8 protein-coding genes and 4 pseudogenes are annotated in these 14064 nt (G+C 59.9%); 7 read left to right on the top strand and 5 right to left on the bottom strand.

What is annotated here, in order from left to right:
* A pseudogene (locus AC0L3B_RS37235) lies at window positions 1–613 on the top strand (IS3 family transposase); the annotation flags it as partial.
* A gap of 40 nt (window positions 614–653) precedes the next feature.
* On the opposite strand, the gene AC0L3B_RS37230 reads toward AC0L3B_RS37235, so the two are convergent.
* Window positions 654–2027 carry an IS30 family transposase gene (locus AC0L3B_RS37230; protein ID WP_473382442.1) on the bottom strand — a complete coding sequence of 458 codons (1374 nt, stop codon included), beginning with the start codon at window positions 2025–2027 and terminating at the stop codon, window positions 654–656.
* A 37-nt stretch (window positions 2028–2064) separates the two neighbouring features.
* Here AC0L3B_RS37230 and AC0L3B_RS37225 point away from each other — a divergent pair.
* Window positions 2065–2349: pseudogene (locus tag AC0L3B_RS37225) on the top strand (IS3 family transposase); the annotation flags it as partial.
* A gap of 156 nt (window positions 2350–2505) precedes the next feature.
* On the opposite strand, the gene AC0L3B_RS37220 reads toward AC0L3B_RS37225, so the two are convergent.
* Window positions 2506–2961 carry a thioesterase family protein gene (locus tag AC0L3B_RS37220; protein ID WP_473382439.1) on the bottom strand — a complete coding sequence of 152 codons (456 nt, stop codon included), beginning with the start codon at window positions 2959–2961 and terminating at the stop codon, window positions 2506–2508.
* Window positions 2948–3931, bottom strand: coding sequence for a 3-hydroxyacyl-CoA dehydrogenase NAD-binding domain-containing protein (locus tag AC0L3B_RS37215; protein WP_473382437.1), 984 nt, complete (start codon window positions 3929–3931; stop codon window positions 2948–2950). The genes AC0L3B_RS37220 and AC0L3B_RS37215 overlap by 14 nt, the downstream gene beginning before the upstream one ends.
* A 3135-nt stretch (window positions 3932–7066) precedes the next feature.
* On the opposite strand from AC0L3B_RS37215, the gene AC0L3B_RS37210 reads away from it, so the two are divergent.
* From AC0L3B_RS37210 to AC0L3B_RS37190, 5 genes and pseudogenes are all read left to right on the top strand, one after another.
* On the top strand, window positions 7067–8698 hold the full coding sequence (locus AC0L3B_RS37210; protein ID WP_473382434.1) for an ABC transporter substrate-binding protein: 1632 nt from the start codon (window positions 7067–7069) through the stop codon (window positions 8696–8698).
* A gap of 65 nt (window positions 8699–8763) precedes the next feature.
* On the top strand, window positions 8764–9717 hold the full coding sequence (locus tag AC0L3B_RS37205; protein WP_473382432.1) for an ABC transporter permease: 954 nt from the start codon (window positions 8764–8766) through the stop codon (window positions 9715–9717).
* Complete coding sequence (locus AC0L3B_RS37200; protein WP_473382429.1) at window positions 9717–10583, top strand: ABC transporter permease; 867 nt, start codon at window positions 9717–9719, stop codon at window positions 10581–10583. Before AC0L3B_RS37205 ends, AC0L3B_RS37200 begins: the two co-directional genes overlap by 1 nt.
* A gap of 1 nt (window position 10584) precedes the next feature.
* The gene (locus AC0L3B_RS37195) at window positions 10585–12399 is read left to right on the top strand and encodes an ABC transporter ATP-binding protein (RefSeq protein WP_473382427.1); all 1815 of its coding nucleotides are present in this window, start codon (window positions 10585–10587) and stop codon (window positions 12397–12399) included.
* 207 nt (window positions 12400–12606) lie between these two features.
* A pseudogene (locus tag AC0L3B_RS37190) lies at window positions 12607–12717 on the top strand (IS481 family transposase); the annotation flags it as partial.
* Between the two features lie 285 nt (window positions 12718–13002).
* Here the strand turns inward: AC0L3B_RS37190 and AC0L3B_RS37185 are convergent.
* Both AC0L3B_RS37185 and tnpC read right to left on the bottom strand, forming a co-directional pair.
* Window positions 13003–13152, bottom strand: a pseudogene (locus AC0L3B_RS37185) (IS701 family transposase); the annotation flags it as partial.
* A 14-nt stretch (window positions 13153–13166) separates the two neighbouring features.
* Window positions 13167–14064: IS66 family transposase (tnpC, locus tag AC0L3B_RS37180; protein ID WP_473382425.1), on the bottom strand; the 898-nt coding region annotated here is incomplete at its 5' end.

Genomic DNA, 14064 nt, shown 5'->3' with positions numbered 1-14064 from the left:
AGCCTTCTTCGCGAAGGAAGCGACATGAAGTTCGTCTTCATCGCGAAGCACCGGAACGTCTGGCCGGTGGCATGGCTTTGCGAAGCAATGGGCGTATCGCGGTCGGGCTTCCATGCCTGGCTGGACCGATCGCCCAGCGCCAGATCCCGCAGCGACGAAGCGGTCGGCCTAAAGGTGAAGGCAAGCTTCCTTGCCAGCGACCGGACCTACGGGGCACGGCGTGTCTGGAGAGACCTCAGATGGCGTCGAATGCGGACTGCATCGGATCGAGCGGCTGATGCGCCTGCAGGCCTTGCGCGCGGGGCCACGGCGCCGGCGTCTGCCGAAGGATGAAGGCGATCGCCAGGTAGCGAACGTGCCGGCGAACCTTCTGGACCGGCAGTTTGCAGCCGAGCGGCCGAACCAGAAGTGGATTGCCGACTTCACCTATATCTGGACGGCCGAGGGCTGGCTCTACGTGTCGGCCGTGATCGACCTGTTCTCGCGACGAGTGGTCGGCTGGTCGATGAGCGCCAGCATGACGGCGCAGTTGGTCGCCGACGCCCTTCTGATGGCCGTCTGGCGACGCGGCAAGCCGGATGCCCTGATGCATCACTCCGATCGTGGCAGCCAAGGCGGATTCAAGCGATCGTCGCAACACCGAATGTGTTCACTCATGACAGCAACTCGTCAAGCGCCTCTGCTGGCGTTTTCCAACCCAAAGTTTTTCTCGGTCGAGCATTGAGGACCGCGGCCACGGCGGCGATGTCGTCGGCGCTGTGGACGCTCAGGTCGGTGCCTTTCGGGAAGTACTGACGCAGCAGCCCATTGGTGTTCTCGTTGGTGCCACGCTGCCAGGGGCTTTGCGGATCGCAGAAGTAGACTTGGACACCCGCGTCGATCTTGAGACGATCGTGCTGAGCCATTTCGGCTCCCTGATCCCAGGTCAGCGAACGACGCATCTCTTCGGGCAAGGTGATGATGGTGCGCGTAATCGCGTCGCGCACGGCTTCAGCTCCGTGTCCCGCGAGAGCAGGGCCATTCTTCATGCGTGGAGCTTCGCCATGCCCCGCAAGCCGGGGAAGATGCAGCAACATCGTGAAGCGTGTTGTCCGCTCAACCAGCGTGCCGATCGCCGAGCTGCCAAGACCAAGGATGAGGTCTCCCTCCCAGTGGCCCGGCACCGCGCGATCGGCCGCTTCGGCGGGGCGTTGACTGATCATGATCTCCGGCGAGACAAAGCCCTTGCCTCGCCTGCGTACGCGCGCCCTGGGGACCCGCAATACGCGCCCCGTTCGCAAGCAGGCCGACAGTTCGCGGCGTAGCGCTCCCCGACCCTGAACGAAGAGAGCTTGATAGATGGCTTCGTGGCTGATGCGCATCGTCTTGTCGTCCGGAAAGTCGATCGGCAAGCGTCGGGCAATCTGCTCCGGGCTCCAAGCCCTGGCCCATCGCCGATCCTTTCGCGGGCCATGCCGGCGGCCCTTCCACGGAACGGCGGGACCAGGAACGGCAGCGCCACTCGGGGTCATGACCACGCCGGCCAGTCGCTGCTCCAGATAAGTGCGCAACGTTGTGTTGAGCGCAAGCTTAGTCGGTTTGGGCCGACGGGCCGATCGCTCGGCGTGCCATTGGGCTGTCGATGCACGATACTCCAGGCCGCCGCTGCGCGTCGCGGCATTGCGTCGTAGCTCACGGGAGATGGTCGAGGCGGATCGGCCAAGTCGGCGTCCAATCTCGCGTCTCGAAAGGCCCTGAACGCGAAGAAGTGCGATCTCCTCACGTTCCGCAAACGAGAGGTACCGCCCGGACCGCGGCTGGGTTGAAGATCTGAACATTGCTGGTGCCATGCCGCCTGCCTGTCGGAACAATCTGGTTCCGACAGGCTGCGACATACCAGCCGCTAATGCAGCATCCTCGCTGGTCATTCCCTGCGCGATCCCCAACCAGAATCGCTGGAGTTCAGATCGCCCCGCTACCGGCGGCCGTCCCGGTGACGCCAACGGTGCTCGTCCAGAACGGTGTGATCGTCGCTTTCGAATGCCCATCGCAACCTCTTTCGTTCAGGTGTTGCGACGACCGCTTGAATCCGCCCAATACGCCAGCGAACAGTTCCAGCGCCTGATGGCTGACAGCGGCATCGTGTGCAGCATGAGCCGGTCCGGCAACGTCTGGGATAACGCAGCGATGGAGAGCTTCTTCTCTTCGCTGAAGACCGAGCGCACCGAGCGCAAACTCTATCGCACCAGGAACGAGGCCAGGGCAGATGTGTTCGACTACATCGAGAGGTTCTACAATCGAACCCGACGTCATTCCACGATCGGATACATCAGCCCCGTTGAGTTCGAACGCAAGGTGGGATTAGCTTAACCCGGTGTCCATCAAACCGGCAGCAGCTCACCCAGCGTATCACGACGATTGCGGGCGTCGGGGTGCACCAGCGATATCGAGGCCTAGCTTGCCCTCTTGCCCCACCTCCATAGATCGATAGTGTGCACCCGCTGCAACTGAGCATGCATGATGGTTTCAATTGTAGGATGGTCTACGGCCGATCGACAATTGCGCCTGGACGGTATGCGGCGAACTCCCCCAAGACGCGAAATAGCTGCTAACAACGGCTGGGAGCGGAGCCACCCTGCGGCTTGCGGGATCGAAGCACAGGTTCATTGTCTCGACCGTACAAACAAGGTTGCCGGCGCTTTCGAGTCGATGAAACAGATGGAAGCGCTTGCTGTCGTAAGCGATGAGGGATGTAAAGATTTCAACGGGCGCGCCCAACCGCAGTTCGCGAATATAACAAACATGCGTTTCTGTCAGGACGAACTGAACATCCAGTGCCGGGCCGCTGTTGTCCTTTGCCCGGCGCCAGATTTCACCGCTGGCGAGATCGGCTATGTGTTGGTAGGTCAGAAAATTGACGTGCTCAAGCTGATCCAACCAGTCTTTCTTGACAATCCCGTCCCACGCCTTAATCCATTCCATGTTTCGCTCCCGCAAGGCTAGCCCGCACACGCTCCAAGGCGGAGCGGATGCTCACCACGCCAGCATTGCGCAAGGCCATGAGCGCCGCCTGCCCATTCGCTCCGATTCCGTTGGAGACCTGTTCGGCATATGCCTGCAGCAGCGCCTCGCCTGGCTTGAAGTTCGAAGGCGCAGTATAGCCGTCTAGGTCACGACCGATGCTCTCCACGAGCTTCTTCCATTGAGACGGATCGCTCTTCCCGAGATACAAAGAAGAAGACACGCCCATTGCTGCCCAGCGGATAGCTGGACCTGCCGCAATGGCCCTATCTATTGCTTCAAGATCGGCCACCCCTTGCGACATCATGAAGAGAACTTCTCTGAGAACGGCATATTGGATACGATTGCCGATGTAACCCTCAATCTCCCGGTCTAGCTCGACCACTTCGCTGCCGGTCGATTCGTAAAATGCAGTCGCCCTATCCGCCGCCTGTCTAGCTGCATCGCCTCCGGCAATCTCAACAAGTGGAATCAGAAAAGGTGGATTGAACGGGTGGCCGACAAGAATACGCTCGGGATGACGCGCCCGGCTCCTCAATTCTGAGGCAAGAAAGCCGGAAGAACTTGACGCGATGACAACATCAGACGGCACAAGCGCATCAATTTCTGAAAGCAAACGTATTTTCGCGTCGATGTTTTCGGGAGCGCTTTCCTGGACAAAATCGGTACCTTTCAACGCCTCTTCGAAATTAGCAGTAAAGGAAACACGCGAAGTTGAGGCGCCCGGGGACATGCCCAACTCCGTGAGCGCAGGCATAGCCGTCGCAAGACTTTCTTTAAGATAGTCCTCCCGGTCCGCGGCTTGGTCGTACACCACGACATCAAGCCCTGCCCGCATAAAGTGCGCCGCCCAACCAGCTCCGATCACGCCGCCGCCAATACAAGTGACCCTGGTGATTTTGCGCGCGCGCGACACTTTAGATTCCGACATTCGTTTTACTCCAGTTTTGAATAGCCGCGGCAAGCTGGCGAGGAGTCGCTAGCCCAGCTGTCTTTAGCGCTGAGGCGGATCAAATCCGGATCAGGTCTCATCGGAAATCAAACACACTCCGAGGAGGTCCCTCACCCTGACCGCGCGGTTCGTGGCGTACGTTCATTTGCCAGCACCGGACCGAGCCGTGAAGCTTGCGACAGTCAGAGAATCATAATCGAGTTTAACGCCTGTTTCCTCCAATCCGGGCGGATAACCGGCCGAAATTCTTCATGCGCTTCAAAGAATATGAAGGGATTCATATCAACATGTCTCGAGCCTGGATAAAGTGACCCTGAAAGGCGGCAGGGCGCCATCCAACTCGGCGTTGCCGCGGAACGCCTTCAGTGCGACCTTGACGCTTCGGGCGCAGACCTTGCATCGGAGCGCCGAAACAGCCTGTGCCTTTTCATTGTTTGAATGAAGTCACGATCGTGTAGGCTGAGAACGCCGATTGCGGCGCCAACAAACCCGCATCAGCGTACGATTATGGATGGGCTAAACCACTGGGCCATGTACTCACGCTTTAAGAGCCAAAGCGATTGGTCGACTGATCAACTCCTTTGCAGAAAAGCACCGCATGAACGGTTTTGGGCGAAGCATTTCGGAGGCGTCGGGATCCAAATTGGCGACTTACGCGCCCAATCACGTTTATGTATGCGATGGGAGTTGGGCGGCCGAACTGGGAATTGACTGTATATATTCGTGCACGTTTTTTGTCGACTAACCTCCAAGCGACCAGATTGTCCGGGAATCTTGAGCGGGTGAGGATCTGCACTGGGGAGCGTAATCGGATGGAGTATAGTGCTGAGCCTCCTGTGGGAGGTGACCTTGCGTCCACGCGGCGAGAGGCCGCCGTGTTCCTCGACAGTCTTTCTGTCCAGGACACTCAACAGACAGTAGCACGACAGAGTTGTATCGCACGATGGACAAAAACCGGAGATGCTCACTGTCTTATTGCTGACCTAAGCGTCAAGAAAGGGGCCTTAGATGAAGCGAAGGAGGCTTGGCTTTGCGCGCTAACAGCCTTTGAGGTTGCCCGACGGTTAGTTGATGACTATGACGCACGTGGGAAAATCGCGCACAAAACGAGGCCACTATCGACAGACTTGCGTTGCTGCTAGCACGGGTAGAGCGCGTACGAATTGCTTGTAGCTGCGAGGCCGAAGTTCCAGGGTACTACTTGCCTGCTGGGACCTCATGTTTTCCGGCAGTGATTTGCATTAGCAGCGAACAAGAGACAGCAGGCATGCCGCTCGGGAGGTTCTTGCCTGCGATAATTGGGCGGGGCATATCGGTTCTTGTTGTCTCTCACGAAGACGTCTCAAATTGCTGGCGCGGTCCATCGGACGTCTTGTTGTCGCATTGGTTAGATTTTTTGTCCGCTCGGGCTGATGTCGATGCGACGCGGATTGGTGTTTATGGAGACGGATTGTCCGCTGCGCTGGCTACAGATTTGGCTGTCTTTGATGGCCGCCTTGCCGCCGCGGTTTGCGACGGCGGCCTTTGGAATTGAATGCGGACTTTGCAGTGCGTCGAGTGGATGACGAAATCTGCAAATCCAGCTGGGCAGAAATTAGTATCGACGCGCCGCTCGCAATTGGCGCGGCAGTTGAGGTGCCCAACTCTTGTTGTAGCCGGGGGGCGCGGCTTCGTCAGCGTCTCAGAAGCAACGCAATTACAGGCTGATTGCATAGCGGAGCGCATCGATCTGGAACTAATCGTGCCGCGGATGATCCGCGCTCCGGGACTGGAGGAGGTGGAAAATTTCGTCGCATCCGATGACTGTATCTTCAGGTGGTTGCATAAGAACCTTGTAAGCAAGTCCGCTCTGCGAACCTCGTAAGTCTATGTTCACAGATCGACAAGCCTATTTGGACTAGAAGGTCGGCATCTTAAAGGACGACAACCCTGACCAATTTTGACGTGTTTTATAGAAACCGACGTGGTTCCAATCGACTAGGGGTCAAAAGGGGGACTGCTTTCAGAAACATGCACGGATGCGCTCGCTCTCTGCCCCGAAGTGCGTCAACGCAGACCGTCGATTGTAGCGTGTTACCGCAGCTTTGTTAATCTCTGGCTACCGGAAATTTTGTTTATCTCTCGCCACCGGAAATCCTGTCACACTTGACGTAGCATTGTATCAGTCTCACGTGTCCGGGTCGGCATCGGTTAGCACTTAAGCGTAGCCAGACATGGTGCTTGTTCCTTTTCCGGCCACTACTCGCGCTGCAACTCACAACTTACTCCAGGAGGCGACCTGAGGCGGCCACGGACTGATCCCCAAAACTGGGGAGATCTTTGCTAACGAAACGAGCTCTCCACTAGCTTGTGTTCTTGTCAGTCAATACCCAATCCAGGCGGAACTGCTCGCGTCGCGCTGATAACGATGTGTCTGGTCATGATCCTCACCTCTCGCGGTCCGCGCAGTTAACGCGAGATGCTGGCTGCTAAACTCGTCGAGCTGAATGCGATGAGAATGATATCGCTCAACGGGAAATGTGCAAGTGCGGAAGCACGTCCCGCGAACAGCTTTGCGATCGTTGCGTATGAGGAGTGACAGTGCATAGGGTGGTGTGCACGCGCCGTACTCCGCGGAAAGCAGTTCCAACGCATTGTTGTCCCAAGCAGATGCCGAGAATCGGGACGCGCACTAAAAGCCCGGACCACGACCGCTGATCCTGGCGTGGATAGTCGCTGCGAGCGGCTTGAGTGCGGCAAGATCCAGAGGCTAGACTCGCCGTCCATCGTAGCGACTGACGACCCTGGATAGAGATTACCTGATCGCAGTTATAGCCGAGAACAAATGAATCGGTTCGCTTCTACGTTGCCTCTGTCCGTCTTTTGTCTGGCGGTTCGACTGCTGTTAACTCGCAACGCTCGCTAGCCTGAAATGACTTAATGCTGCAATCTTCTGCGACTTTTCGCATAATTTCGGTGGTGGGGTGCGCTCCATTAGAGAAATCAAGCGCTCAGGGTTGATAGCATTTCCTCGGTGAAGAGCCTTCTGTCGGCCCTGGTCGCCGAGTTAACGAGGCTGCAGCCGAGAACTGGCGGCTAAGTGAAGATGCCGGGAATAGCCAGGAGGAGTGATCAATGTCTGATTCTGCGGTGAGAGAACGGAATAAGGTCGAAATGGGCGCGGCTGACGCGCTACGCATTCGTGAACTGTTCAGGCGCGGAGCGTCGCGACGAGATGTGATGAACCTTCTCGTCGGGGCCGGTATGTCGGTCGCGGCCGCTAGCGCGGTCACGACGTTCGCTGGGGCCGTACACGCTGAAACCCCCCGACGCGGCGGTAGGATTAAGGTCGCGACCAACGGAAGCTCGGCTACAGAGACGATGGATCCCGCAAAGGCGTTGACTCAGACCGACTTTTCACGCGCGTTTATGTTCTATAACGGGCTCACCGCTCTCGATGAGAGCTTGACCCCGCAACTCGATCTTGCCGAGGAGATGGCGCCGAGTGAGCGCGCGACAGTGTGGACCATTAAGCTGCGTCGCGACGTGCGCTTTCATGATGGCTCCCCGCTGACCTCCGCCGACGTCGTTTATTCCTTGCGGCGCCACAAGGATCCGGCCATCGGCTCGGCCATGCGTACCCTCGTCGCACCTATGGAGGAGATCGCCGCGACCGGGCCGCACGAGGTGCGCATTCGTCTTAGTGGTCCTAACGCCGACCTGCCGACCATGTTCGGGACCTGGCAATGCGCGATCGTTAAAGACGGCGTTACCGATTTCCGTATTGCGAATGGCACCGGCCCGTACAAGTGCCAGGAATTTCAACCCGGCGTGCGCTCGCTCGCGGTGCGCAACACTGAGTACTTCAAGCCCGGCAAGCCCTATCTCGACGCTATCGAGGTTTTCGGCATCACGGACGAGCAAGCGCGCGTCAACGCGCTGCTCGCGGGCGATATGCAGTTCATCGGCACAGTCAGCCCGCGCTTGGTGCCGCGGATCATCTCCGCCTCGAACCTCGCCCTCTTCGAGACCAAGGGCGGTGCCTACCATGATCTTGTCCTGCGCCTCGACGGATCACCCGGATCAAATCCTGACTTCGTGCTGGCGGTGAAGCACATGTTCAACCGCGAGCAGATCCGCCGGACGGTTTACCGGGGCTTCGCGGTAGTCGCCAACGATCAGCCGATCGACCCGAGCAACCGTTTCTACGATGCGAGGCTGCCGCAGCGCCCCTTCGATCTCGATAAGGCGCGCTTCCATCTGCAACGTTCGGGCTTCGCCAATCAGGCCTTCCAGGTTGTCGTGTCACCCGCCGCGCCAAACTCAGAGGAGATGGGGCAGGTCCTGCAGCAGGTCGGTCAGCAGATTGGGCTCAATCTTCAATTGCAGCGCGTGCCGGCCGACGGCTTCTGGTCGAACCACTGGGCGAAGCACCCGATCTTCTTCAGCAGCATCCCGCCCAAAGCGAGCGCTGATGTTACATTCACCCAGTTCTTCTACTCGCAGGGGCCTTTTAACGAGAGCGCTTGGCGCAACGAGCGCTTCGACGCGCTTCTGCTCGAGGCTCGCGCGGAGACCGACACCGAGAGACGCCGCGATAGGTACAGCGAGATGCAGCGCCTCGTGCACGAGGGCTCCGGTGTTTGCATTCCGGTGTTTGCGAGCTATCTCGACGCCCATGTCAACAAACTGAAGGGTCTACGGCCAATCCCGACGGGCGGCATGATGGGCTTTAACTTCGCCGAAAATATTTGGCTCGACCAATGACCGTTTTTGCGACATCCTCTGAGGGGGCGCCGTGCGCGTCGAAGCGTGGCGCCGGGATGACGAACATGAAGACGGCGTTGGTTGGCCTTCTCGCAAGCAGGATCGCGATTGCGATGCTGACGCTCGGGTTCGTCTCAGTCGCGGTCTTCGTCGGCACGGAAATCCTGCCAGGCGACGTCGCGGAGGCGGTGCTCGGGCAAAGTGCGACGCCCGAAGCTGTCGCGGGCCTGCGCCACGCCCTCCACCTCGATCAGCCCCCCTATGTCCGCTACTTCCTGTGGCTCGGCGGGCTGCTCTCGGGCGACCCGGGCCACTCTCTAGTCAACAACCTGCCGGTGGCGGGGCTGATCGCTAGCCGTCTGCCGAACTCGCTGATGCTCGCGGGAGTGACAGCGGGCGTATGCGTACCAATCGCGCTCTTCCTCGGAATAACCTCGGCGATTTGGTGCGGCAGCCTCTTCGATCGTGCCGCGAACTTCCTCACAATGTCGATCGTAGCGGTACCTGAGTTCCTGATTGCAACGCTGTGCGTGATCGTCTTCGCCGTACACCTGCGCTGGTTTCCGGCGGTGTCCTATGCGGACGGGATCGTCTCCTTCGACCAGTTTTTCCGCCTGTTCGCGCTGCCGGTGTTCACGCTGAGTTGCGCAATGATTGCGCAGATGATGCGCATGACGCGCGCAGCCGTTATCGACACGCTGGGCTCGCCCTATATCGAGATGGCGGTGCTCAAGGGGGCGGGGCCGATGCGGATCGTGCTGACGCACGCTCTGCCGAACACGATTGGTCCCATCGCTAATGCTGTCGCGCTCAGCCTGTCGTACCTTCTCGGCGGCACCATCATCGTCGAGATAATCTTCAATTATCCTGGCCTCGCGCGCCTTCTCGTCGACGCCGTCTCGACTCGGGACATGCCGCTCGTCCAGGCCTGCGTGATGATCTTTTGCTCGGCCTATCTCCTCCTGGTGATGTTCGCCGATATCGCCGGCATCTTGTCCAACCCGAGGCTTCGTTATTGATGAGCGCAGATCAGACAGCCGCGGTCGTCGAATCGCCTTCCCGGCGGCGACGCCGCTCCCGTCTGCCACTCGCCGGCATAATTGGCGGTAGCATCGTCGCCTATTGGGCGGTAATGGCCATCATCGGGCCCTACGTCGCGCCTCATGACGTCGGCGCGCTGGTTGACGACGACGTGTTCGGGCAGATGCGCTGGGCCGTTCCGCTCGGCAGCGACTTTCTCGGGCGGGACGTGATGAGCCGCATCCTCGTTGGCGCGCGCTACACAGTCGGCGTCGCCGCGGCGGCGACCTTCCTCGCCGTCCTGATGGGCGGCACCCTCGGAATGCTAGCCGCGGTTTCGCGCGGGACGGTCGACATGGCGCTCAGCCGCTTCTTCGACGCGCTCATTTCGATCCCGAGCAAGATGGCAGCCCTCGTCGTCATCGCGGCGCTCGGCTCCTCGATACCGGTGCTAATCGGCACAGTCGCCTTGATCTATACATCCGGCGCCTTCCGCATTTGGCGCGCGCTCGCCGTCAACGTGAACACGCTCGACTTCGTCGAAGTGGCGCGCGCCCGCGGGGAGGGGACCGGCTATCTCATCCGCGAGGAGATCCTACCGAACATCGCGGGTCCGGTGCTGACCGATTTTGGCCTTCGGTTCGTGTTCGCGGTGCTCATTCTGTCCGGCCTTTCCTTTCTCGGTCTCGGCGTGCAGCCGCCGGACGCCGACTGGGGCTCGCTCGTACGCGAGAACATCGCCGGACTCGCCGATGGCGCGCTCGCGGTGGTCATGCCGGCGGTTGCCATTGCGACCTTGACGATCGGCGTCAACCTGCTGATCGACAATTTGCCGGGCCGCTGGTCCTCAAGCGGTGAGCACTGAGATGGTCCCGCTGATCAACGTGGACAACCTGCGCGTAACGGCGCGCGACGAGTGCGGGCGCGAACTCGTAATCGTCAAGGATGCCAGCTTCACGGTCGAGCCGGGCGAAGTCGTCGCCCTCATCGGCGAATCCGGGTCCGGCAAAACTACCATGGCACTCTCGCTGATGGGCTACACCCGCGCGGGCTCCCGCATCGTTGCTGGGAACATCATCTTCGACGGGCGAGAGGTGCTCGCCATGAGCCAGCGCGAACTGGCGTCCCTACGCGGGCGTGACATCGCCTATGTGCCGCAGAGCGCGGCAGCCTCCTTCAATCCGGCCCGCCCGTTGCTTAAGCAGGTGATCGAGAGCTCGCAAATTCACCGAGTGATGCCGGTGGCTGCGGCTGAGGCGAAGGCGGTCTCGTTGTTTCGTGAACTCGTCCTGCCCAATCCGGAGGAGGTCGGCGAGCGCTATCCGCACCAGGTCTCCGGTGGGCAGCTACAGCGCCTGCTCGCCGCCATGGCCCTTGTCACCGAGCCGAAGCTCGTCATCTTCGACGAGCCGACCACGGCGCTAGACGTGACGACACAGATCGAGGTGCTGCGTGTCTTCAAGAAGGCGATCAAGGAGCGCGGCACCACGGCGCTCTACGTCTCACACGACCTCGCTGTAGTTGCGCAAATGGCCGATCGCATCATCGTGCTGCGCGATGGCACCATACGCGAGGTCGATGCGACCGGGAGCATTCTCTCTTCGCCGAAGAACGATTACACCAAGAGCCTCCTCGCCGCCGCCGAACCTCACGTGCGGGCCGCGGCATCCGTTGCCACGGAGCAGACGGCTACGCCTGTTCTCGAGGTGAGGAGCGTCATTGCCGGCTACGGCAGTGCCAACAGGAACGGTATCCCCGCAGTGCCGGTGCTTCGGGACGTCAGCCTCTCGATCAAACCCGGCAGCACGCTCGGCGTCATCGGCGAATCCGGCTGCGGCAAGAGTACGCTCGCCCGGGTCATTGCTGGCTTGTTACCGGCCGCGCGGGGGGAGGTGAAATTGCATGGTAAGCTGCTGCCACTTAGCGCGGCTGGCCGCACACGCGATCAGCTGCGGCGCATCCAGATCGTCTTCCAGATGGCGGATACCGCGCTCAACCCCGCGCGCCCAATCGGCCGCATCCTTGGCCGCCCACTCGAGTTCTATCACGGGCTTTCGGGCGACACGCGACGGCGGCGTGTCGCCGAGCTCCTTGATATGGTGCGCCTCCCAGCGACCCTAGCCGAGCGCTATCCGAACGAAATCTCGGGCGGTCAGAAGCAGCGTGTCAATCTCGCACGGGCGCTCGCCGCCGAACCCTCTCTGATTCTTTGCGACGAGGTGACCTCCGCGCTCGACACCGTGGTCAGCGCCGCAATTCTCGATCTTCTTGCCGAGTTGCAGCGCGAGCTCGGCGTCGCTTACCTGTTTATCAGCCACGATCTTTCCACTGTCAAAGCCGTGTGCGATCAATTGATGATCCTCTACGCCGGGCAGATAATGGAGCATGGTAGCCGCGAAGCGCTGCACCAACGCCCGCTGCATCCCTATTCCGACCTCCTCATCTCGTCGGTTCCCGAGTTGCGGCAGGGCTGGCTTGACGGGATCAGCGAGAAGTATTTCAAGGAAGCCAGAATCGCGCGTTCGGTGAAGCGGGAGGCCTGCACTTTCTTCGAACGGTGCCCTGTACGTATTTCTGGCCGCTGCGACGTCGAGCCGCCGCCTTTGCAAAGCCTGTCGAAGGGCGCCGAGATTCGTTGCCACCGCACGGAAGAGGAACTCGTCTATCTGACTGCGCGGTAAGCGCACCATCGCTGGACATCTATTGGATCCGAAAACGTTGAAGCATCTGTAAACGACGCTCACTATTCGTCCCATGGGAGAGCGATGGCGTACCTCGCGCTGCGCCTGTTTAGATTTTTCCCTCCCGAGCTTTGGGGGGCATCCTTATCGGACGATGCGAAGGAGGCGGTCATCAAGGCCGTGCCTTATAAGGAACACACCTTTCTCACGGATAAAGGCCTCACACCCTACGAGTTCATCTGCGGTGCCTGGAGAAAAGAGCTAGAACTATTTACCCTCAATCCGCTCCAGCAAATGCCGGGACTAAACATCGTCTAAGTGTACTTATCAGGCGGACGAAGATGGATGTGGGATCGGGTATGCTGGTATGCGCACGATTCGCCGTCCACGAGAACCTCTCGTTCTCTCCTAGCATTACAGTTGCTTTTTGGATTTGAAGTGGGCGCGTTGAGCCACAGCCTGGTGAGCTCTGCGCCGGAAGGACCATGCGATGATGTGTGCGGGTTGAATCCGCTTCCGCGCAAGTCTGATAGCAATGCGGCGAATTTCCTGAATTGACCAACGGATCAATGGTGGGGTGGTTATGTTTTGGCTTTTGCCGGGGGGGCGCCGTTTCGTTTTTTTGGGCGGTGCCGGATTAGCGCGATGTCGGATCGCGGCCATCATGGCGAAGGCGAGCATCACCAAGGACACATGACGGTGCCAGCCATGCCAGGATCTGCTCTCGTTGTGATCGAGCCCGAACTCGTTTTTCGTAAGCGATGTTCTCAGGCCACGCGCCAGCGTTCTTGGGTAGCGAGATAGGCCCAGGGTAGCAGTTTGTCGATCTGGCTATTCGGGTGATCGTTGACGATGCGGGTGATGACGTCGGCGAGATAGGCGTGGGGTTCGACGCCGATGAGCTTGCAGGTTTCGATCAGTGAGGCGATGACGGCCCAGTGTTCGCCGCCGCCGTCCGAGCCTGCGAACAGGGCGTTCTTGCGGTTGAGCGCGATTGGGCGGATAGCGCGCTCGACGACGTTGGAATCGATCTCGATGCGGTCGTCGGCAATGAAGCGCGTCAGCCCGTCCCAACGCGACAGCGCATATCGGATGGCCTCCGCGAGTTTGGTCTTCTGGCTAATCAGACCAAGCTTGGCGCGCAGCCAGGGTTCGAGCTCGTCGGCGATCGGCCGGCTCTTCTCTTGGCGGACGGCGCGACGATCGTCGGCGGTGCGGCCGCGGATCTGGGCTTCGATGACGTAGAGCGCGGCGATACGTTCGAGCGCCTCGCTGGCGATCGGTGCGGGACCGGCCGCGGCGAGTTCGTAGAAGCGCCGGCGCACATGGGACCAGCAGAACGCCAGTTCTACGTCACCGCGCTCAGCCAGGACCCGATAGCCGGCATAGCCGTCGACCTGGAGGATGCCGGCAAAACCCGCGAGGTGGACGATCGGCCGTTCGGCCTTGCGATCGGGAGCGTAGACATAGGCGACGGCGGGCGGGTCCGTGCCGCCCCAGGGCCGGTCGTCGCGGGCATAATGAGATGGACGGTCCCCGCCCTGATAAGCTGCGAAAGGGCACCCCAAGAAGGAGGACAAGCTATGGTGACAATCGGGCTTGATATCTCGAAGAGCTGGTTTCAAATCCACTGGATTACGGCGGATGGAGAAATTATCCGCAAGA

It is taken from the genome of Bradyrhizobium sp. Kon56, assembly GCF_055807635.1.
The sequence above is the reverse complement of the archived record's forward strand: the minus strand, read 5'-3'. Positions and strand labels throughout refer to the sequence as shown.